The following is a 20,998-nucleotide window of genomic DNA, read 5'->3' as shown; positions in this document are numbered from 1 at the left end:
CTGTGTACGACTTCGTCGTACGGTCGCTGCGCTCCCACGCCCGGATCAATCCCTCCACTCAGCCTTCCGATGTCGCTGGTTAGGCAAGATCAAGAGCACGCGAGCTAACGCTCATTGTTGAGTGGTGTAAAGCGACGCATGGCTTGGGATTTGCGGGGAATTCGCCCCTCACCCCAGCCCTCTCCCGAGGGAGAGGGGGCCGATTTGTGGGCTTCTCGGAAACTGCGTACGACTCGGTATTTCAGGTCGGCGCACCTTTCGCATCCACCTAGGTCAGTTCCCTCTCCCGAGGGAGAGGGGGCCGATTTGTGGGCTTTTCGGAAACTGCGTACGACTCGATATTTCAGGTCGGCGCACCTTTCGCATCCACCTAGGTCAGTTCCCTCTCCCTCCGGGAGAGGGCTAGGGTGAGGGGCTTTTGATTTTCGCACCTGGCAATCCAAGCGGTATCTATTGCAGGCCTCGTGGTGCACGCGTTCCCTGTAGGAGCTTGCCTGCAAGCGATGAGGCCAGCCCAGCCAACCCCGATTCTCATTGCCCAACCGCCACACTCGCAGGCGCCTGCGCCGGAGTGACAATGCTCCCCAGATCAATATGTTTCCACTCGGGTTTAGCCCCCAACCGCGCATTGAACCGGTAGTTGAAGGTGAATTCATCCGCCGTCGGTACACTCAGCGGTTTGCCATACACCGCCTCGATCCCCGCCAGGTCATACCCCATCAACTGCAAGAGCGTCGGGAAGATGTTGTAGTGGCTGGAGCGATCCTTGTTCGCCGCCAGTTGCGCCGACCAATCGACGGTCTTCAGCTTGCTGCCGGAAATCACCACCAGCGGCACCAGGCCCTCCTCCTCCACCGGATCGCCGCCGCAATGGGTGTTCAAGCCAGGATTGCCACGTTCGTGCAGATCCTGACCATGATCGGACGTATAGATCAGCAGCGCATTGTCGAGCTTCGCCTGGGCAAACACGCGCGCAAAGAACTCGCCGACATTCCACAACACCGTGTTCTTGTAGGCGTTGCGGTACAGCACCCAGTCGTCCGGCTGACCGTTGAAACCGGCGCGCTCTCCGGTGTCGGCGACTTCGGTGAACTGCCCGCGTGGCAAGGTCGGCCGGTAAGCCATGAACGCGTCGGGGTATTTGTCATGCACGGGAAAATGCGCACCAACCTTGTTGATCACCACCAGCTCTGGCGTGTCATCGTTGAGCAGTTCAATAAGCTTCGCCGCCGCCGCCATGTCGCGGTCGCGCACGCTGGTCTGGTCGAACTGCACGAACAGATCGATGTCGTTTTTTTCGTTCGCTGTCATCAGGTTCTGCAGGTTGCCGCCGGTGCGTTGGCTGTCGATATACACCGTGCGCAGCCCGGCACTTTTCGCGTACTGCCAGATCGACGGCAGCGTGCTGTTGATGCGCATGTAATCGTTGCGGGTGCCGCCGTAGCGCAGGGTGACATTGGTGTCGGCGCTGCAATTGGCAATGGAGGCGGCGTAACCGTAATTGAAAATGTCGACCCCGGCCGGTGCCTGCTTCAGATTGCTGTGCACGCCGAACGGCGCATTGACGTCCAGGTAATTGCCGGAAATGCTTTCGTCGATGATCAGCACGATGTCATGGCCGACGGCACGCACGCTGCGCGCAAGGGTGACCGGCTCACGCGGGCCGACGCTGTTGTGCAGCGCCTCGTAGGCAAACAGGTTCAGGTAGGCCAGCGGCGTGTACATGATCGGCAAGCCGCGGGCGCCCTCACCCGCACGCAGAAACAGCAGCGCACTGAGCATCAGCACACCCGCGAACGGCGCCGTCACTCGCCAGGCGTTCGGTATGACCAGCGCACGCCGTGGCTTGAGCCCGATGCCGAACAGCAGCAACAACCCGCCGAGCACGCTACGCAGGATCGCCTCTCGATACTGGTACGCCGCTTCCTGAATGAAGCCACCGGAATACACCAGCGAGACGAAATCGCTGTACCTCAGGTAGTCAGCGGTGACGCGGGTATACACATCAAAGAAAACCGCCGAAACAAACATCGTCAATGCGAATGCATGGCGGATGAGTGCCTGTCGTATATAGGCTGTTAAATACAACGCAAATGTCAGCGCCAAAAACATCGCGCCAAAAACAAGTACATTAAAACTCCACCCGATAGCATTTAACCGATCAATGTAATAACCGGAGAAAAGCAACAGCCAGGCAATTAACAGTAGTTCTTTGGCAAATCGGAACATGGCGATACCGGTCGTACGAAACGGCTAGGAGTCAAAGGTTTGTCAGTCAGAAGCTGACACTAGCACCCGACCATAAAAGCGCAAGAAATGACTGATAGCCGGATTTAGTGTCAAAAAAACGGTGACTCAAATCTGACACAAGAGAGGCGCTACAGGCCTTTAAATTAGCGGCTTACGACCGTTTATCGCTTATTTGAAATCTGAACAAATCTGCACTAGCGCAACAATTTCAAGCGCAGCAATGACTTGATGGCCAATCGCCAAAAAACACTTAAGTGTTATATCACTGCAACATGTCATTTTGCTGACACGTTTTCCAAACGCTGCGCTATACCCCTTTAACGATCTCTTTCCGTAGTTAACTTTTTGGTTTTATCGAGGTGCGCAGATGGACGTGAGCGTATTTGGCACGGGCTATGTTGGACTTATACAAGCCGCCGCTCTTGCAGATGTGGGTCATCGGGTTTTATGCATCGATATTGACCCCAACAAGATCAGACAACTGCAACAAGCGGTGCCGCCTATCAGCGAGCCTGGGCTGTCCGCCACCCTGGAAGAGAACATCAAGGCCGGGCGCCTGCTGTTCAGCACCCAGGCCAGCGATGCGGTGGCGCACGCCGAGCTGATTTTCATTGCCGTCGGCACCCCGGCCGATGAAGACGGTTCCGCCGATCTCAGCCACGTGCTCAACGTCGCTCGGCAGATCGCCGGTTTCATGGAGGCCGATCGCACCCTGATCATCAAGTCGACGGTGCCGGTCGGCACGGCGGATCAGGTCCTGGCCGCGGCCAATAGCGAGTTGCTGCGCCGCGGCAAGACCGAGCTGACGGTGCACGTGGTGTCCAATCCTGAATTTCTCAAGGAAGGCAGCGCTCTCGCCGACTGCATGCGCCCCGACCGGATCATCGTTGGCACCCACCATGACGCGGCCCGCGAGCAGATGAGCGAGCTGTACGCGCCGTTCTGCCGCAACCACGAAAAACTGATGTTCATGGACAACCGCAGCGCCGAGCTGACCAAGTACGCAGCCAATGCGATGCTCGCCACGCGCATCAGCTTCATGAACGAGCTGGCCAACCTCACCGAACTGCTCGGCGCCGACATCGAAGCGGTGCGCAAAGGCATCGGCTCCGATCCGCGCATCGGCTACCACTTCATTTATCCCGGTTGCGGCTTTGGCGGTTCGTGTTTTCCCAAGGACCTGCGCGCCCTGCTGCACACCGCCGAACACAACGGCATGCCGCTGAAACTGCTGCGCAGCGTCACCGACGTCAACGACAGTCAGCGACACATTCTCTTCAGCAAACTCAAAGCGCAATTTCCTCAAGGCCTGGCCGGCAAGTCGATCGCGGTCTGGGGCTTGGCGTTCAAGCCCAACACCGATGACATGCGCGAAGCGCCGAGCCGTTACCTGATGGACGCACTGTGGGCCGAGGGCGCCAGCGTGCAGGCCTACGACCCGGAAGCGATGTCCGAATGCCGTCGCCTCTATGGTTATCGCAACGATCTGCACCTGTGTGCGACCCGCGACGACACCCTCGAAGATGCCGACGCGCTGGTGATCTGCACCGAGTGGAAAAACTTCCGTGTGGTCGACTTCGAACTGCTCGCCGAGAAGCTGCGTTCCAAGGTGATCATCGACGGGCGCAACCTGTACAACCCGGAACAGGTGGCGGCTGCCGGCCTGCACTACAGCGGCATCGGTCTGCGCCACATCGCTCCTGAAGGGCTGCGGCCATGAAGGTGCTGGTCACCGGCGCGGCCGGTTTCATCGGTGCCCACTGCGTGCTGCGCCTGCTGCGCGACGGGCACACGGTGGTTGGTCTGGACAATTTCAACCACTACTACGATCCGCAGCTCAAACAGGATCGCGTGCAGTGGGTGCGCGAGGAAGTTGGCGATTTCCAACTGGCCACGGTCGATCTGGCGCACGCCTCGGCGATCGATGCACTGTTCGCTCGCGAACAACCGCAAGTGGTGATTCACCTGGCGGCGCAGGCCGGGGTGCGTTATTCGCTGGACAACCCACGGGCCTATCTGGACAGCAACCTCAATGGTTTTCTGAACATTCTGGAGAGCTGCCGGCATCACCCGGTCGAGCATCTGATCTACGCCTCGTCGAGTTCGGTGTACGGCGCCAACCAGCACACGCCCTACTCGGTGAAGGACGGCGTCAATCATCCGCTGTCGCTGTACGCCGCGACCAAGAAAGCCAACGAGCTGATGGCGCACAGCTACAGCCATCTGTTCGGCATTCCCTGCACCGGCCTGCGCTTTTTCACGGTTTACGGGCCTTGGGGACGGCCGGACATGTCGCCGATCCAGTTCGCCAAAGCGATCAGCGAAGGTACGCCGCTGAAGTTGTTCAACTACGGCGAGCACCAGCGCGACTTCACCTACATCGACGACATCATCGAGAGCATCGCGCGCCTCATCGATCAGCCCCCGCAGGCCAATCCGCAGTGGGATCGCGAACAGCCCGACCCGGCCAGCAGCATGGCGCCGTGGCGGCTGTTCAACATCGGCGGGCAGCAGCCGGTCGCGCTGAAAACCTACCTGGCCCTGATGGAAAAACACCTCGGCCAACAAGCCATTGTCGAGCTGCTGCCACTGCAACCGGGCGACGTGCTCAACACCTGCGCCGAGGCCAGCGATCTGGCCCAGGCCACCGGGTTCCAGCCCCGGATCGAGCTGGACGAAGGGCTGGGGCGATTCATCGCCTGGTTTCGCGGCTACTACCCCACGGCTCGTGCGCCGCTTGCGGCTGAATGAATGCGGAGGACCTCATGACTGGACATGAAAAAAGTGTGGCGATTGCGCAGATGCGTCCTGACAAGCGCGTCGACCCGGAACATCGCATGCGCCTCGACGCGGCGATTCACCGTCAGGGCCGTGGCTGGTTAAGCGGCCGTGACGGCGGTCGACCGTGGCAATTGTCGCGGACCAATCGGGTGGTCGCGTGCTTCGGCGCGCTGCTGATTCTGCTGTTGATTTCGCCATTGCTGCTCGGCCTGGCGCTGGCGATCAAGTTCACCAGCCCGGGCCCGGTGATGTTCGTGCAAAAGCGCACGGGTTATCGCGGTCGCAAGTTCGGCATGTACAAATTCCGCACCATGGTCAGCAACGCCGAAGAACTCAAGGAATCGCTACGCCACCTGAACAAACACGGGGCCGACGCCATCGACTTCAAGATCGACAAGGACCCGCGCGTCACCGGCATCGGCGCATTTCTGCGGCGCACCAGCCTCGACGAGCTGCCCAACCTGATCAACGTGGTGACCGGTGACATGCGCCTGGTCGGCCCTCGCCCGACCTCGTTCAACGCCTATCGCTACAAGGACAATCACCTCGCACGTCTGAGCATCTACCCCGGCATGACCGGTCTGTGGCAGATCTCCGGACGCAGCAATATCGACTTCGACCAGCGCGTTGAGTTGGACCTCAGCTACATCGCCGAGCAGAGCCTTCTGCTTGATCTGAAGATTCTGTTGAAAACCCCCTTCAAAGTATTCAGCGGCCACGGAGCAAGCTAATGGACGGTTCAACCAATACAAGCCTGAGCATCGCCAATCCCAGCGAATCGAACCTGACGTCGACCGTGCTGGATCTCGATCTGCGGATCCTGTTGCTGACCGCCGCCAACCCCGGCGCGGGCACCACTACCAGTGCGATGGCGCTGGCCAGCCAACTGGCACAAATGAGCAGCGGCCAGGTGCTGCTGGTCGATGCCAGCCAGTCGGCGAGCAACCTCACCCAGCAGTTGAACCTGAGCAAGGAACGCGGCCTGCGTGACTTGTTGTTCAGCTCGGGCAACCCGCCGCTGCTGCAGGACTGTGTGGTGCACACCTCCAGCCTGCCCTTCCATGTGCTGCCCAACGGCCGGCCGATCCGCACGCTGGAACACCTGACCGCCGAACGCCTTAGCCCGTTGCTCGACCAGTTGGGCAGCCAGTACCGCTTTGTGGTGATCGATGGCGACGCGGTGTATTCCGCCGCCGACACGCTGGTCATCAGTACGCAAGTGGATGGCGTGGTGTTTGTCGTCCGCGCCGAAGACACCCGCTGGGAAGTCGCCCAGGCTGCCGTGCAACGCCTGACCCAGGCCGGAGCGAAAGTGGTCGGTAGCGTGTTCAACCGGCGCAAGTACTACATGCCCAAATGGCTTTACAAAAACCTGTAAGCGAACGCGAAGGATGACGCCATGAACGCCAAAATGCTTGTCCTGCTGATGCTGCCGCTTGCGGGCTGCTCCAGCACTTCCGAGACCCGTAACATGCCGGTGAATATCCTCACCGCCACACCGGCCAATGCCCAGGCCACCGACATGCCGCGAGTCGAGCAGACCCTGCGCCCGAAAGACGTGCTCGATGTGATTTTTCACATCAGCACCAGTGGCTCGGATGCTTACCGCGTGCAGTCGGGTGACCAGATCGGCCTGAACTTCACCGCCGCCAGCCAGCTCAACGGCACGCAGCTGGTGCTGCCCGACGGCACCATCGAACTGCCGGGCGCCAACACTTCGGTGAAAATCGCCGGGCTGACCAGCGAAGAAGCGCGTCAGGAAATCCAGCGTGCGTATGAGCGCAAGCAACTGTTCCAGCCCAACCGCAATCAGCTCGCGGTACAGATTCTCAGCCCGCTGAGCAACGAGCAGAACCTCAAAAGCGCGTTGAACCACCCGGCTACCGGCATGAGTCGCGAGATCACCGTCGGCACCGACGGCTATGCGAGTTTCCCGGAAATCGGCGCCGTGCCACTGCAAGGCATGACGGTCAACCAGCTCGAAACCTTCCTCAATCAAAGGTACGCGCAACTGCCGGGGCGAATGACCGTCGACGTGCTGCTCAAATCCACCGCCGGCAACGAGATCTACGTGCTCGGCGAAGTCGCGCAGCCAGGCTCCTACCCCATCCGGCGACCGGTGTCGGTACTCGAGGCACTGACCCTGGCGCGGGGCACCAACGTCAAGGCGCGGCTCGATTCGGTCGTGATCATGCGGCGCAACGGCAACCAGGTGCAGGCGATGAACTACGACGTCGAAAAGGCCTTGTCTGGCGACGCCCCACAAATCGCCTATCTGCAGCCGGACGACATGCTCTACGTGCCAAAAACCAAACTGGCCAGCGCCGGCGAACTCGCCCGCCAACTGGCCGATGTGGTGCTGTTCCAGGGCGTCGGTTTCAGCTTCGGCTACCGCGTCGACAACAAAGGCAGTGACAACTGACTCTCAGGTGACCGACATGAACCCAAAAGAAAATTACCTGCACGAGTTCTTCAGGATTTTCTTCGCCAACAAGCAACTGGTGAAGCGCATCTTCCTGACCTTTGCAGTGATCGCCCTGCTCCTGCCATTGCTGCTCAAACAGAGCTTCGATATCACCGCGCAGGTGATCGTGCAGTCGAAAAAACTCTCTCAGGGCGATGCGACCACCTCGCTGACCCAGGACAACGCCACCTTCATTCCGCCATCGCTGGCGGACATGGAAACCGAGAGCAATATCCTCCGTTCGCCGGCGCTGATCCGTCAGACCATCAGCGAACTGCGCGACAACGGCCAGTACAACCCGCCGCCGGGGATGCTCAGCAAGCTGGCCGGCGAGCCGTTCAAGCGTTACGTCAGCACGCCACTGCGCGAGTACGTGATCAATCCGCTGCGTGATGCACTGGGCATGGAAACCGATCCGGTGCGCGACACGGCGCTGGACGGCTTGACCCAGGAAGCCATCGACAATCTGAAGATCGAAACCCTGCCGGGTTCCAATGTCATCTCGATCGTCTACAGCTTCCCTGATCCTGCCCAGGGCACGACGTTCGTGGCCGCGTTGCTGCAAAACTATCTGGTCGATCGTCAGGCGTTGCAATCGATCGAGCTGCCGCACTCGTTCTACGAGACCAAGAAGCATCAATATCAGGTGCGGCTCGATGGCCTGGAAGGCGCGAGGCTGGGCCTGCTGGAGAGCGTCGGTTCGTCCGATCCGAAAGAAGAAATCACCTTCCGCCTCAACGCGATCAACACCGAAGAGCAGGCACTCAACCTGTATCGCGATCGCTTGCTGCAAAGCCAGCGCTGGCTCGATTACCTGAAAACCAGTCTGGCCGCCGCCAACACCAACAAACTCAATGACTACACCTTTCCGTTCACCTTCACCACGACGGTGGACAACATCGCGTTCGAGGACCGCGAGATCCGCCAGATGGGCGAGGCGCTGACCACTCAAGTCAGCCGCTATATGAATGACCTGGCGGTATTCCAGCCCGGCAGCGAGCCGATGTTGCTGGCCCGCGAGCAGATTGCCCGCACGCGCCAGCAGTTCCTCAAAGTGGTCAACAACCGCATCCAGGAACGCACGATCGACTTGTCGGTGGTCAGCCAGGTCATCGAGCAGAAAACCGCGCGCATTGCCGAGTTCAAGAATCGCATCCATCAATTGCAGCAAACCCAAAGCAAGCTGCGCCAGATGGACACCGAGATCGGCGCGTTGCACGCAGCGTTTTCTACCTATGCGCAACGCTTTGCTGAAAGCAGCACGACCCGCGCGCTGGACAACGACTTGTCCAACGCTCGTGTCCTCAGCCCGCCGTATGAACCGACCGAGGCGGCTTTTCCCAAGCCGATGCTGATCATCCCGTTCGGGCTGTTCACCGGTCTGTTGCTGGCAATCGCGTTCGTCTACGTGCGTGAGTTCTTCGACCATCGCTTCAAGCATCCGGCGCAAATCAGTCACGAACTGGGCCTTCCGGTGCTGTTGGTGCTCAACGAAGAAACGCCACAGGCGGGCAATCCGCACAAGAACTGGACCATGCCAAGCCTGGTTCACTGGGTGCGCAATTGAACGCGGTGTCCACCCCTTACGTCGCCCTGCCGATCATTCATTTGCTCAGCAGCGGCGGCTTCTATGGGGCCGAGCGAATGTTGCTGGATCATTGCCTGGCCACGCCGGGGCAGCATCAGGTGCTGTTTCTCGATGCGCCGCCAGAGCTGATCGCGCGCTTTCGTGAGGCTGGGGTGGACGCTTGCTACTGCGCCGGGCTGGGCGAATTGTTGCGGCACCTGCGGCAGCGCCGGAGCGACAAGCCGTTGCTCAACACGCACAACTTCAAAGGGCTGTTGTTCGGCTGGGTCGGCGCAACGCTGTTGCGCCTGCCGCTGGTGATCACTCAGCACGGGTTCACGCCGCGCAGTCGCAAGCAAAAGTTCTACACCTGGCTGAGCCTGCAACTGTGCCGCACCGCAGCGGTGAAACGGGTGGTTTGCGTGGCGCAAAGCATTGCCGAGTTGCACCTCGAGGCCCGCGTGCGGGCGGAGAAATTACAAGTGATTCCCAACGGTTTGCCAGCGGCGCCCGCCATGCCGCCGGTGGCAGACCGGCAACGCTGGCTGGCCGGTTACGTCGGTCGGTTGAGCAGTGAAAAAGGCCCGGATCTGTTTCTCGATGCGCTGATTCCCTTGTGTCATCAGCACCCGCAACTGGACGCCGTGATGCTCGGTGATGGCCCGGAACGGGAGAGCTTGCAGGCGCGCATCAACGCTGCCGGTTTGCCGCGGCGGATTCGCCTGCCGGGCTATCAGACGGCGATGCAAGGCTGGTGGCAACAACTCGATGCGCTGGTGATCAGCTCGCGCACCGAGGGCACGCCGATGATTCTGCTTGAAGCGATGCAGGCCGGCGTACCGGTGGTGGCGTTCGCGGTCGGCGGTATTCCCGATGTCTTGCAGCACGGCGTGAACGGGCTACTCGCGCCGCCAACCGATACCGCCGCCCTCACCCGCCAGCTCGACACCTTGCTGGCCGAACCGAAACTGGCCGCGCAGCTGCGCGACAACGCCAGACGCACACAACAGGAGCGCTACGACCTCAAGGCCCTGGCCGAACGCTGGTCGCAGCTGTACATCCACACGGCACGGGAGGCACGCGCATGATTTTCCCGCTCTCGATCGTCAGTCTGTTCGCACTGGTCAGCCTGGGTTTGCTGGCCAGTCCCTGGCCCTATCTGGCACCGGGGGCAGTCATTGGCCTGGTCGGCTTCACCGTCCTGTACCGCAAACCGACCTGGGGCCTGCTCGGCATTGCTGCGCTGGTACCGTTCGAAGGTTTCTTCAAGGACAGTTCAGTTTCCGGCAGCAAGTTGCTCGGTGCTTCGCTGGCGGTGATCGTGATGCTGCAACTGGCGCTGCATCAGATTCCATCGCAACGCCTGCGCAGCAATCTGTGGCGCTACCTGATCGGCTTCATGGCGCTGTACCTGCTGAGCCTGCTCGCCACCGACAATATGGGCATGTCACAGAGTCATCTGCGCGAGCTGAGCGTGGGCCTGCTCCTGTTTGTGATCACCTTGTTGATCGGCCGCGAACTGAATCTGGATCTGTTTGCCCGGCTGGTCACGCTCAGTGTCAGCGCGACCTGCGCCATGGCGATGTTTTCCAGCAGATTCCAGGACAAGGGCCGCGCCGCCGGCCTGCTCGAAGACCCGAACGCCTTTGCCTTGCTGATCGCCTTCGCCGTGCCGCTGGGGCTGCTGTTGGTGATCCGCAGCCCGCAGCTGCTGCACCGTTTGTTCTGGGCCGGCTGCTGCCTCTTGCTGTTGGGCGGCATGACCAAAACCGAGTCGCGCTCAGGCCTGGTGGTACTGGCCTTGAGTCTGGCAATCGGTGTCTGGCATTACCGCCAGCAACTGACACGCATTCGCCCACGGCACTTCGGCTTCGCCATGCTCGGCGCCGCGATCATTCTGCCCTTGGCGATCTACGCGATGCCGGCCGGTTACCTGGCACGCATTCAGTCGCTGAGTATCCTCAGCGCCGGCGCCAAGGCTCAGGACGAGTCCCTCGGCCGTCGCGCCTCGTACATTGTCGTCGGCAGCCAGATCATCCGCGAGCACCCGCTGCTCGGCTCCGGCCCCGGCACCTTTCCGTTGCACTACGCAACCACCGGTTATGCCAAGGCGTTTTCGGCCAACCGCAAGATCGGCGACCTGTATCGGCGGGCGCACAACACCTATCTGGAGATTTTCAGCGAACTGGGTATTCCCGCCGGCCTGCTGTTTGTCGGCATGCTCGTGCAGGGCTTCTACAACCTGATTCGCGCACGGGGCGCGTGGCTTGAGCGGCGCGAGTGGCAGCACGCGGATCTGGTCACCCACCTGGGCATGAGTTTTCTGTCGTTGACGTTGTTCCTGATGTTCCTCAGCGCGCCGAACCTGAAATACCTGTGGATCATGCTGGCGCTGACCTGGGTACTGCGCCTGAAAGCCGAGCAGGCACCGCTGACGGAGGCCAGAACATGAGCCGGATCAGCATTGTCATGCCGATGTTCAACGAGGCCCGCCACATCGGCCGCACCCTGCTGGCCGCGCGCAAGGCGGCGCACGCCGCCGACATCGACTGTGAACTGATCGTGGTCGACAACGGCTCCACCGACGACGGGCCACAGATCGCCCGCGCATTCGGCGCACGGGTTCTGATGCTGCCCGGCCTGCTGATCGGCGCCTTGCGCAACCGTGGCGCAGCGGTTGCCAGCGGCGACTGGCTGGCGTTCATCGACGCCGATATCGAAATGCCCGAAGACTGGCTCAAGCAGACGTTTACCCTGGCTGCGAGCGACCAGGGCGACGTCTTCGGCCTGGACCTGCACACCCCTGCCGCTGCGCCATGGTTCGCCGCGGCCTGGCAGCGCCGCTCTTTGTCTGCATCGGGCCGCGCCACTCGCACCGTGCACTGGCTGCCCAGTGCCAACCTGCTGATGCGCAAGCAGTGGTTCGACAATGCCGGCGGTTTCAACGAAACCCTGCGCACCGGTGAGGACAAGGAATACACCCTGCGTCTGCACAGACACGGTGCGCGCTTGCTGTCGGTCAGTAGCAGCGTCGCCCTGCACTGGGGCTATGAAATGACCTGGCGCGAATGGATCGGCAAGGAACTGTGGCGTCAGGGCAGTCACCTGCAATTGCTCCGCGCCCATGGCATGAGCCTGCGCCTGCTGCGTTTTCCGTTGCTGTCAGGGCTGGTGTGGTTGCTCGATGCGTTGGCGATCCTGGCGTTGCTCACGGGGTACGCGAATCAGGCCTTGCTGCTGCTGATGCTGGGCCTGCTACCGAGTCTGCTGCTCAGCGTGCGACAAAGCATTCGCCAGCAAAACCTCGGCCTGACGTTGCAACTCTGGGGCCTGCACTGGGTGCGCCTGCACCTGGCCAGCGCGGCATTGATTCTCGGTCTGTGTCATTGGAACGCCAGGAGGCCCGCCCGTGGCTGAACTCATTTTTTGCCTGTGCCTGTTGCTGCCGGTGTACGCCTACATCGGCTATCCCTTGCTGCTGACCTTGCTGGCGCCGCTGTTCCCGGCCTGGCGGCATGCCCCGGCGCCGCCGCTGAACATCAGCATCGTCATTGCCGCGCACAATGAGGCGCGGCATATCGAGCACAAGTTGCGCACGCTGCTGGCCCAGGATTATCAGCCGGCCACGCTGCAGATCATTCTCGCCAGCGACGGTTCGACCGATGACACCGTGGCCTGCGCGCACAAAGTGACGGATGCGCGCATTACCGTGCTCGACCTGCCGCGCCAGGGCAAAGCCGCCACGCTGAATGCCGGGGTTGCCGTGAGCAATGGTGAGATTCTGGTGTTCACCGACGCCGACAACCAATGGTCGCGCGACACCCTTGGCCACTTGCTCGCGCCGTTGAACGATCTACAAGTCGGGGCCTGCGCCGGGCACATGGTGATCCCGGTCACCGGTGGCGGTCTGAGCGTCGGCGACAGCCTCTATCGGCATTACGAAGGCTGGTTGCGCCGGGTCGAGAATCGCACCGGCTGCATGGTCTCCGCCGACGGCGCGCTGCTTGCGCTGCGCCGCGAGTTGTTCCAGCCCGTGCCGGCCGAGGTCAATGATGATTTCTTCATCAGTACCTGCGCACCAGTGGCGCGCAAACGCATTGTCTACGTGCCCGAGGCCCAGGTGATCGACCAGGGCGTCGACGAAGCGGACAAGCAATGGCGTCGCCGCCAGCGGGTCACGGTCGGTGGGCTGCAGAGTCTGGCGCAACGCCGCGAACTGCTCAATCCGTTCAAGCACGGGCTGTATTCCATCGCCTTGATCAGCCACAAACTGATCCGCCGACTGGCGCCAGTGCTGTTGCTGCCGCTGCTGCTGAGCAATTTCTGGCTGTGGAACGAACACGGTTTCTATCGCCTGAGTCTGGTCGCGCAACTGATCGGTTACTCGATTGCCATCGCCGGCCTGCTGGATTCGCAACACCGTTTGCCGAAACCGTTCCGCCTCGCGGCATTCCTGCTGGTGACGCTGGCCGGCATGAGCGCCGGCCTGTGGCAGTTCCTGCGCGGGCAACGGTACGCGCAGTGGAACCCTGACCAGAATCGTTGAGAGGACGCACGCCATGGCGATCAAACAATTGCTCAAACGCACCAGCGGCTGGCTTTATCTCAACTCGTCAGTGGGGCGTAACCAGTTGCACGGGGCCGGGGTCATCCTGATGCTCCACCGGGTGCTGGGCAACGACCGTGCCGCCAACCTGCCGCACCGCAATGAACTGTGCGTCGGCCCGCAGGCGTTCGAACACTTGCTGATATGGCTGCGCAAGCATTTCGATTGCGTGCCGCTGATGGAGTTGCTGCAGCCCAACGCCCTGCGCACCGAGCGTCCGCGAGTGGCGCTGACCTTTGATGATGGCTGGCGTGACAACGCGGTGAACGCCTATCCGCTGCTGCAAAAACATCAGGTGCCGGCGAGCATTTTTCTCTCCACCGATTTCATTGGCAGCCGGCAACGCTTCTGGTGGGAAAGCGTGGGCGAAACGCTGTGGGGCAGCCATGGCGAAAAGGCCCGCATGCACCTGATCGAGCACCTGCGCATCACCGGTCATCCGTTGCCGGTGCTGCTCGACGATATCGATGTCGACCGGCGCAGCGTGGCGCTGCTGCATTATTTGCAAGGGTTGAAGAGCCTCGATCCGCAGGAACTTGAACGTCTTACCAACGAGTGTCCGCCGGATTCCTTGCCGCAAGCGCTGGACTGGCATCAGGTGCGCGCCATGGAAGCCTCCGGCCTGGTGCGTTTCGGCCCGCACGGCGCCAGTCACTCGATCCTCACCGGGCTGGACGACGTGCGTCTGCACGAAGAAATCAGCCGCAGCCGTGGCGCCTTGCAAAACGGCTGCAATCGGCCATTGCCGGTGTATTGCTACCCCAACGGCGACAACGACGAGCGCGTGCGTGAGCAGGTTGCCAATCACGACTATCCGTTTGCTCTGGGCACCACCACAGGACTCTATCGCGGCGCCGGCGATCCGCTGAACCTGCCACGCTTCGGCGTCAGCCAGCGCACCGCGCGCAATCCGGAACTGCTGTCGTTACGGATCTTTCGCGGGGCACGGCCATGAGTCGCAGCAGCTACCTCAAGCACCTCGCCCTGAGCATGGGCACCAAACTGGCAATGATCGCCTTGCGCCTGCTGCGCAATGTGTTGCTGGCGCGGATTCTCGGGCCGAGTGAACGCGGCTTGTTTGCCCTGCTCAGCACCCTGCCGGATCTGATCAGTGCGGCCACCAGCGGCGGCCTGAATTCGGCGGTCGGTTATCAAGCGGCCAATCAGCGGCCGATGGGCTTGTTGCTCGCTCAGGTGTTGGTGTTCGGCTGTCTCCTGGCCGGGCTGCTGACGTTGCTGGTGGTGGCGCTGGCGCGGGAATTCGGCAGCGAACTCGATGTCACGATGCAACTCGGGTTGCTGGCTTGGCTGTTGCTGCTGGCGGTACCGCTGACGGTGCTCAAAAGCGGCCTGCTGACCTTGCACAACGCCTCGGGGGGTGTGGTCGCGTTCAATGTCCTGCGCCTGATCGAATCGCTGGCGCCGTTGCTGTTGTTTGTCGCGCTGTTCTGGATGTGGAAAGAGGCCGCACTCGAAGCCGCGCTGATCAGTTGGCTGGCCGGCATCAGTCTGGTGGTGCTGGTGGGCTGGATGTGGCTCAAACGCGCACAGCCAACTCAGTTGCAATGGGATCGTGCGAGCCAGAACGAGCTGCTGCGATTCAGTGCGCGCAGCCATCCGGATCTGCTGTTCCAACAGGTCATTCTGCGCTCCGATTACTTGTTTATCGGGGCCCTTTTGGGCAGCACCGCGCTCGGCCATTACGCCATGGCCAGCGCCGCCGCCGAACTGCTGCTGATCGTTCCGGAAGCCGTCACTACACCGCTGATGAAGCGTCTGCTGCAACAGGACAAAGGCATGGACAAGGTCACGCCGCTGGCGCTACGCCTGACCGCCACGGTGATGCTCGGCGCCTGCATTACCATGGCGCTGATCGGCGAATGGCTGATCGTCACCCTGTTCGGCGTCGCCTACCAACCGGCCTACCCGGCGCTGCTGGCATTGCTGCCGGGGCTGTTGGGCCTGTGCTACGCCAGCATTCTGCGCCTGGACCTGATCGGCAAGAACCGCCCCGCCACCGTGTCGCTGATGATGGGAGTGGGGGCATTACTTAATCTGGCGTTGAATCTGTTGCTGATTCCGGGCTACGGCATCGTCGGCGCAGCGGCGGCGTCCTCGATTGCCTATCTGGCAGTGACCCTGGCGATGCTGGTGCTGTATTGCAAACTCAGCGGCGTAGCGTTTTGGCACACGCTGTTCATCCTGCCCGGTGATCTCAGCCCGATGTGGCTGATGTTGCACCGTCGGAAAGCCGCATGAATCGCCTGGCCCTGTTGCTCGGACTCGGCATGTCGCTGAACGGCTTCGCTGCGCCGATGCAGTGGGGCGACATCCGCGACGGTAGCCTGTATCTGCAAGCTGATCGTCCGGATACCGTCACCGTGAGCTGGGTTCCGGCGTGGCAGGCTGAGGCCAATGAAGAGCATATCTACCTGCTCGACGGCCGCGGCCGATTGCAAGGTGACCGGTTCATCAAGGCCAGTGAGGTGCGCGGTTCGCAGCGCTGGCCGCTGGTGCCGGGCGCGGCCAGCTACCGTCTGGAGATTCCCGGCTACAGCTTTCGCAGTTACCGCATCGAGCATGACGACCAGACCGTGGCGCTGTTCAGTCCGGCCAAGGTGCACTTCAGTGTCGAAACGCGCCGTGGCGATGAGCTGTTTTTCCGAGTCGCACCGGGGGAACGCGCGGTGCTGAACGGCAAATACCATGGCGGCGTCAACGCGCTGCAGGCACAGCGCATGAACGATGGCCAACAACTGTCGCTGGCCCTCACGCGCCACCCCGCCTATTGGCAATTCGATCAAGTGGCCTTGCCGGTCAGCGACCAGGCCCAGGTCTGGCGCTTGCGCCTGCAGGGCAGCGGCAAAGCGGCGTTCTGGCTCGACGGCACGGCCAACCTGTTTGCGCAAAATCCCCAGCAGCTCCAGCCATTGCGTGAAGAGCCGGGTCAGGTACGACTGACCCTGCACGATAAAGTCCTCGGGCGCACGCCGGATCTGGGCATTGCCCTGCCCAATCTCATGCCGCCCGCCGCCAGCCATGCCGCACTCGATGCCTTGAAACCGGCCGCAGCGAGTTATTACAGCTACGTTGACGTTGTTTCGAAAAATGCCGGTTTCGAAGACCCGGTTCGTCTGCTCTATCAGACTCGTTTCGGCATCCGTCAGGACATCACCCTGCTCGCCGGCACCGGGCGTCAGGCCAATCTGCGTGCCGACGGGCAAAGCAGCAACGGTCTTGGCGCGTGGCTCGCCGCTACACGCGCACTGGGTGGTCAAGGCACGCATTACATCGGCTTCGCCGACGAGCCGAATCTCAACTATTCGAGCTACGAAGATTACCGGGCGATCTTTGTCAGCATGGCTCGCCAGGTGCGCAGCGACCCGGCCAATGCCAAGGCCGGCGTGCGTATCGCCATGCCCGCCACTTCACGATTGGTCAACGGGCCGTTCACCCGCAACGCGGCGAGCAAACGCGGCATCGACTGGGCCCGCCGAATGCTCAGCGAATCTGCCGATCAGGTCGACGCATTGGCCTGGCACGAATGGATGATTCGCGACCTGCTGGCAACCCGGGTCTACCGCGACAGCGTACGTCGCGCCGCCGATCTGGTCGGCCTCGACGCAAACGGTCAGCCGCGCAAAGCCTTGCTGCTCGATCAGACCAACCTGTCCAGCGGCTCGAGCCTGAGCCCGTACGATCAGGAAACTCACTACGCCGCGCTGTGGTGGGCCTCGGTCGTCATCAACGCTTCTCAGGATGGCCTTCTGACGATGCTCAACTGGTTTCAGGCCGCTGACGAACCGCCCTACGCCAAGGGCATGGCGCGCGTGTCAGGCGACGGTCGCTTCGAGCTCAAACCGGTGGGCCTCGCCCAGCAATTCATCGCCCGGCATTGGCTGCCGCAAGTGCTGCAACTGGATAACGACGCTTTCGAAGTGGATGTGCTGGCGATGGCCGGTGACGAGCAGCGCACATTGCTCGGGGTAAACAAAAGTACCCGCCTGCAACGCGTTGATCTGAGCAGCGTGAAGTGCCCGCTTGATCCCGCAGCCCTGAGTTTCTTCGGCGTTGACAATCGCGCCCGCGACGCACCGTTTGCCTGCAAAAACGGGCGTGTGCGTTTCGAATTACCGGGGCAAACCCTGTTTGCCCTGAACTGGAACGCTTCATGAACCGCCCTACTGCCCTGCGAGCGTCATGCTGCGCGTGGCACCTTCATCAGGAGAAGAGACCATGGATATCTTGAAAAAACTCAGCGGACATATCCGTCGTAAAGGCCTGCGAGCGACCTTGGCGAAGATCCGCAGAATGTATGTTTTTTCCCATCGGCAATTGCTGTGGATGGAGCGCGACCTGGTCAGTCCCGTGCCGCCGTACAGTCTCAAGCCTTACCCGCCGCTGCGCGTAATGAACATCACCGCAGACAACGCCAGCGCCTTCAGCCGTTACTTCGGCGACCGTGTCGGCGTCATGGCCGAGCTGGCCGATGAAGGTCACACCGGGCATATGCATGTCGACGAGCACGGCGATGCCGTGGCGTTCATCTGGGGCACGCCGCGCGATTATTTTGATCGGCATTACTACGGTTGCCGGTTCCCGGTGAAACCCGGCGAGTTCTTCGAATTCGGTGGCGAAATGGCCCGCGCCTACTGGGGCACCGCATTGTCCGTCGATGTGCAAGTGCGTCTGTGGCAAGCCATGGCCGTGCAAGGTTGCAGCAAAGTGGTCGATGTCTGTGACTCGAGCAACATCCCGGCGCTCAAGCTGCACCTGCGCATGGGCTATACCGAACAACAGCGGATCATGAATATCTACACGCTGTTCGGCCGCTGGCGCTTCTACCGCGAAACCCGCTACAGCGGCTCACGCCTGGCGGCGCTGCGCAAACCGTCCCGTCCACCTGTCAAAGCAACGGCGGCCTGAACCCATGGCGATGCGATTCGAATGGCGCACGTCCCTGTGCGCAGCGGACTTCCCGGCGAACGCCTATGAAGCACTGCGCCTGCTCGTAGCCGACCACACGCCGTTCAATAATCTTGGCTGGTTGTGCGCGGCAGAGCAGGCCCTGGGCGAGGATCAACGCCTGCACATTCTGCTCGGCTGGGACGCGGACACATTGCGCCTGTGCCTGCCGCTGGTGGCCGGCCGCGAACGCTTCGCTGGGGTGCCCTTTCGCGTGCTGCGCCACTTGGGTTATCCGCTGGCCGATCGGCTGGCCCTGCTGTCATTGCTCGGCGCCGAGGACATGCGCGAGGCGCTGGCGCTGGTCCGACAGCGCCTGCCCCATGCGCTGCTGCAGCTCAATGAACTGTCGGAACCGGCCGGCGAAGAAAGTGCGCTCACCGAATGGATGGCGCGTAGCTCCACGGCTGAACGACGCCTGAGTTGCCGGGTGCCAGTGCATCTGATCAGCGAAGCCGACCATCAGGAAGTCTCCGGCGACCCGCGCTACAAACTGCGGCGGGCGCGCAAACGGATTGCCGCGTGCGGCGCCCAGGTACGGCGAATCACCCCCGATGCGCTGTCGATGCCCACGGTTTTACAAGCGCTGCAGACAGTCGAATCGGTCAGCTGGAAAGGTGACGAAGGTGTCGGGATTTTCGCCACCGAACACAGTCGTCAGTGGATAAACAGCGCTTTCACCGCCCTCGCCGCTCAGGGCCTGGTGCGGGTCGTAACGCTGGAGCTGGACGGTCGCTGCATCAGCTATCGGCTGGGCCTGCTCGAGCAGGGCCGACTCTACGACTACAACCTTGCGTTCCTGCCGCAGCATGCCGATCTGGGCAGCGGCCGCGTGCTGCTGGAGGAATGGATTCGCTGGGGCCTGGACGAGCAATGGCACTGGATCGATGCGTCGCGGGTGAGCCTGGAGAACTCCAGCCATCAACTGCACGAGCGCATGACCGGACAACTCGAACACTGGCGCTGGAGCTTCTACTCATGGCGCCCCAGTGGCTTGCTGCTGGGCCTTGGGCTACGTCTTTGGTACTGCGTCAAACCGGCCTTGCAAAAAAGACGCGCACAGCGTGCGGGCAACCCGGCGGCAACAGATACATCTGCAACTCAACCGGCAACATCATCCCCCACACCTGGGCTAGCGCCTCGGAGAGCATCATGAACGTCATCGAAGAACTGCTTCTGCGCATCAAACAAAAAGGCCTGCGCCGCACCCTTGGCGCGCTGGGGAAACGTTACATATTCGCTCACCGCAAATTGCTCTGGATGGAGCGCGATCTGGTCACGCCGATTGCCCCGAACAAACTGCGCCCCTGTGAAGGGTTGCGCAGGGTCGACATCACCGAAGAAAACGCCAAGGCCTTCAGCAAGTACTTTGGCGACCGCGTGCAGACCATGGCCGAGCTCGCCGCTGAAGGGCATACGGGGCACATGTACCTGGACCAGGACGATCACACCGTCGGGTTCGTCTGGGCCAGCGCGCACGACTATTACGACCGCCACTTCTATCGCTGCACGTTCCCGGTCCAGCCCGGTGAATACTTCCAGTTCGGTGCCGAAATCACCCGGCATTATTTCGGCAGTAGCCTGACCGTCGATGCACAGGTCGCACTCTGGCAAGTCATGGCGGCCCGCGGCTTCAAGAAAGTCGTGGATATCTGCGACAGCGCCAATATTCAGGCCCTGAAAATGCACATGCGCCTGGGCTATCAGGAACAAGGGCGTATCACACACGTCTACGACCTGTTCGGGCACTGGCGCTTCACCCGCCAAACGCGCTACAGCGAATCAAGACTGGCAGCGCTGCGCAAGCCGGAAAGACCGGTAGTGAGCGCGGCGGCGCAGGCGTAATTCACCTCGCAAGCGGCGGTGGCCCTTGGGCCGCCATCGCTTGCAGGCAAGCTCCCACATGTTGTTTGCATTTGTTCAGTTGGAACGACATCAACTTGTGGCAGCCAGCCTGCTGGCGATGGCGCAGGTCAGGCAATACTTGAACTCAGCCTGAAAATCAAAAGCCCCTCATCGGAACGCCGCCCGCCTAGCCCTCTCCCGGAGGGAGAGGGGACTGACCGGGGTGGATGAAAGAGATGCGCCAACGCGCAACAACGAGTCGAACTCAGGTTTTGAACGGCCCACAAATCGGCTCCCTCTCCAGGGGGAGAGGGCTGGGGTGAGGGGCGAATCCACCGAAAATCTCAAGCCATGCGGCGCTTCTAACCACTCAACAATGAGCGTTAGCTCGAGTGCTCTTGATCTTGATCCACCGGCGACGTCGGAAGGCTGAGTGGAGGGATCGATCCGGGCGTGGGAGCGCAGCGACCGTACGACGAAGTCGTACACAGCGGAAGTAGGTGCAGCGAAGCAAACCGTA

17 protein-coding genes are annotated in these 20,998 nt (G+C 61.5%); 16 read left to right on the top strand and 1 reads right to left on the bottom strand.

The genetic code is table 11. From position 1 onward, the window contains the following. Positions 1-531 precede the first annotated feature (531 nt). Complete coding sequence (locus ACYYKW_RS24435; RefSeq protein ID WP_464991391.1) at positions 532-2,229, bottom strand: sulfatase-like hydrolase/transferase; 1,698 nt, start codon at positions 2,227-2,229, stop codon at positions 532-534. 388 nt (positions 2,230-2,617) lie between these two features. Here ACYYKW_RS24435 and ACYYKW_RS24430 point away from each other — a divergent pair, with 388 nt between their 5' ends. The 16 genes from ACYYKW_RS24430 to ACYYKW_RS24355 all read left to right on the top strand — a co-directional run bounded on the left by ACYYKW_RS24430 (position 2,618) and on the right by ACYYKW_RS24355 (position 20,478). Further along, positions 2,618-3,970 (top strand): UDP-glucose dehydrogenase family protein, encoded by a 1,353-nt coding sequence (locus ACYYKW_RS24430; RefSeq protein WP_464991390.1) that lies wholly within the window; start codon positions 2,618-2,620, stop codon positions 3,968-3,970. Continuing rightward, entirely contained in the window at positions 3,967-5,001 is a 1,035-nt protein-coding gene (locus ACYYKW_RS24425) for an NAD-dependent epimerase (RefSeq protein ID WP_093102673.1), read from the top strand. Before ACYYKW_RS24430 ends, ACYYKW_RS24425 begins: the two co-directional genes overlap by 4 nt. Positions 5,002-5,015: 14 nt before the next feature. Beyond that, a complete protein-coding gene (locus ACYYKW_RS24420) occupies positions 5,016-5,762 on the top strand; it encodes a sugar transferase (protein WP_093102676.1) in 747 nt (248 codons plus the stop codon). Next, positions 5,762-6,409 (top strand): CpsD/CapB family tyrosine-protein kinase, encoded by a 648-nt coding sequence (locus ACYYKW_RS24415; RefSeq protein ID WP_090282723.1) that lies wholly within the window; start codon positions 5,762-5,764, stop codon positions 6,407-6,409. Before ACYYKW_RS24420 ends, ACYYKW_RS24415 begins: the two co-directional genes overlap by 1 nt. Before the next feature lie 21 nt (positions 6,410-6,430). Further along, positions 6,431-7,453: a polysaccharide biosynthesis/export family protein gene (locus tag ACYYKW_RS24410; RefSeq protein WP_090282722.1), complete on the top strand. Its 1,023-nt coding sequence runs from the start codon at positions 6,431-6,433 to the stop codon at positions 7,451-7,453. 16 nt (positions 7,454-7,469) lie between these two features. After that, positions 7,470-9,062 carry a GumC family protein gene (locus ACYYKW_RS24405; RefSeq protein ID WP_090282721.1) on the top strand — a complete coding sequence of 531 codons (1,593 nt, stop codon included), beginning with the start codon at positions 7,470-7,472 and terminating at the stop codon, positions 9,060-9,062. Beyond that, positions 9,059-10,150 (top strand): glycosyltransferase family 4 protein, encoded by a 1,092-nt coding sequence (locus ACYYKW_RS24400; RefSeq protein WP_093102679.1) that lies wholly within the window; start codon positions 9,059-9,061, stop codon positions 10,148-10,150. The genes ACYYKW_RS24405 and ACYYKW_RS24400 overlap by 4 nt, the downstream gene beginning before the upstream one ends. Further along, positions 10,147-11,514 (top strand): O-antigen ligase family protein, encoded by a 1,368-nt coding sequence (locus ACYYKW_RS24395; protein ID WP_464991389.1) that lies wholly within the window; start codon positions 10,147-10,149, stop codon positions 11,512-11,514. Before ACYYKW_RS24400 ends, ACYYKW_RS24395 begins: the two co-directional genes overlap by 4 nt. Continuing rightward, positions 11,511-12,479, top strand: coding sequence for a glycosyltransferase (locus ACYYKW_RS24390; RefSeq protein ID WP_464991388.1), 969 nt, complete (start codon positions 11,511-11,513; stop codon positions 12,477-12,479). Before ACYYKW_RS24395 ends, ACYYKW_RS24390 begins: the two co-directional genes overlap by 4 nt. Further along, a complete protein-coding gene (locus ACYYKW_RS24385) occupies positions 12,472-13,608 on the top strand; it encodes a glycosyltransferase (protein ID WP_464991387.1) in 1,137 nt (378 codons plus the stop codon). The genes ACYYKW_RS24390 and ACYYKW_RS24385 overlap by 8 nt, the downstream gene beginning before the upstream one ends. Positions 13,609-13,621: 13 nt before the next feature. Further along, the gene (locus ACYYKW_RS24380; protein WP_093102691.1) at positions 13,622-14,623 is read left to right on the top strand and encodes a polysaccharide deacetylase family protein; all 1,002 of its coding nucleotides are present in this window, start codon (positions 13,622-13,624) and stop codon (positions 14,621-14,623) included. Further along, a complete protein-coding gene (locus ACYYKW_RS24375; RefSeq protein ID WP_464991386.1) occupies positions 14,620-15,927 on the top strand; it encodes an oligosaccharide flippase family protein in 1,308 nt (435 codons plus the stop codon). Before ACYYKW_RS24380 ends, ACYYKW_RS24375 begins: the two co-directional genes overlap by 4 nt. After that, on the top strand, positions 15,924-17,843 hold the full coding sequence (locus ACYYKW_RS24370) for a hypothetical protein (protein WP_464991385.1): 1,920 nt from the start codon (positions 15,924-15,926) through the stop codon (positions 17,841-17,843). The genes ACYYKW_RS24375 and ACYYKW_RS24370 overlap by 4 nt, the downstream gene beginning before the upstream one ends. 61 nt (positions 17,844-17,904) lie before the next feature. Continuing rightward, positions 17,905-18,594 carry an N-acetyltransferase gene (locus ACYYKW_RS24365; RefSeq protein WP_464991384.1) on the top strand — a complete coding sequence of 230 codons (690 nt, stop codon included), beginning with the start codon at positions 17,905-17,907 and terminating at the stop codon, positions 18,592-18,594. A 4-nt stretch (positions 18,595-18,598) separates the two neighbouring features. Further along, the gene (locus ACYYKW_RS24360; RefSeq protein WP_093102700.1) at positions 18,599-19,789 is read left to right on the top strand and encodes a GNAT family N-acetyltransferase; all 1,191 of its coding nucleotides are present in this window, start codon (positions 18,599-18,601) and stop codon (positions 19,787-19,789) included. Continuing rightward, the gene (locus ACYYKW_RS24355) at positions 19,786-20,478 is read left to right on the top strand and encodes a GNAT family N-acetyltransferase (RefSeq protein WP_336354460.1); all 693 of its coding nucleotides are present in this window, start codon (positions 19,786-19,788) and stop codon (positions 20,476-20,478) included. The genes ACYYKW_RS24360 and ACYYKW_RS24355 overlap by 4 nt, the downstream gene beginning before the upstream one ends. Positions 20,479-20,998 lie beyond the last annotated feature (520 nt).

Source organism: Pseudomonas sp. 15C, from assembly GCF_055484735.1.
The sequence above is the reverse complement of the archived record's forward strand: the minus strand, read 5'-3'. Positions and strand labels throughout refer to the sequence as shown.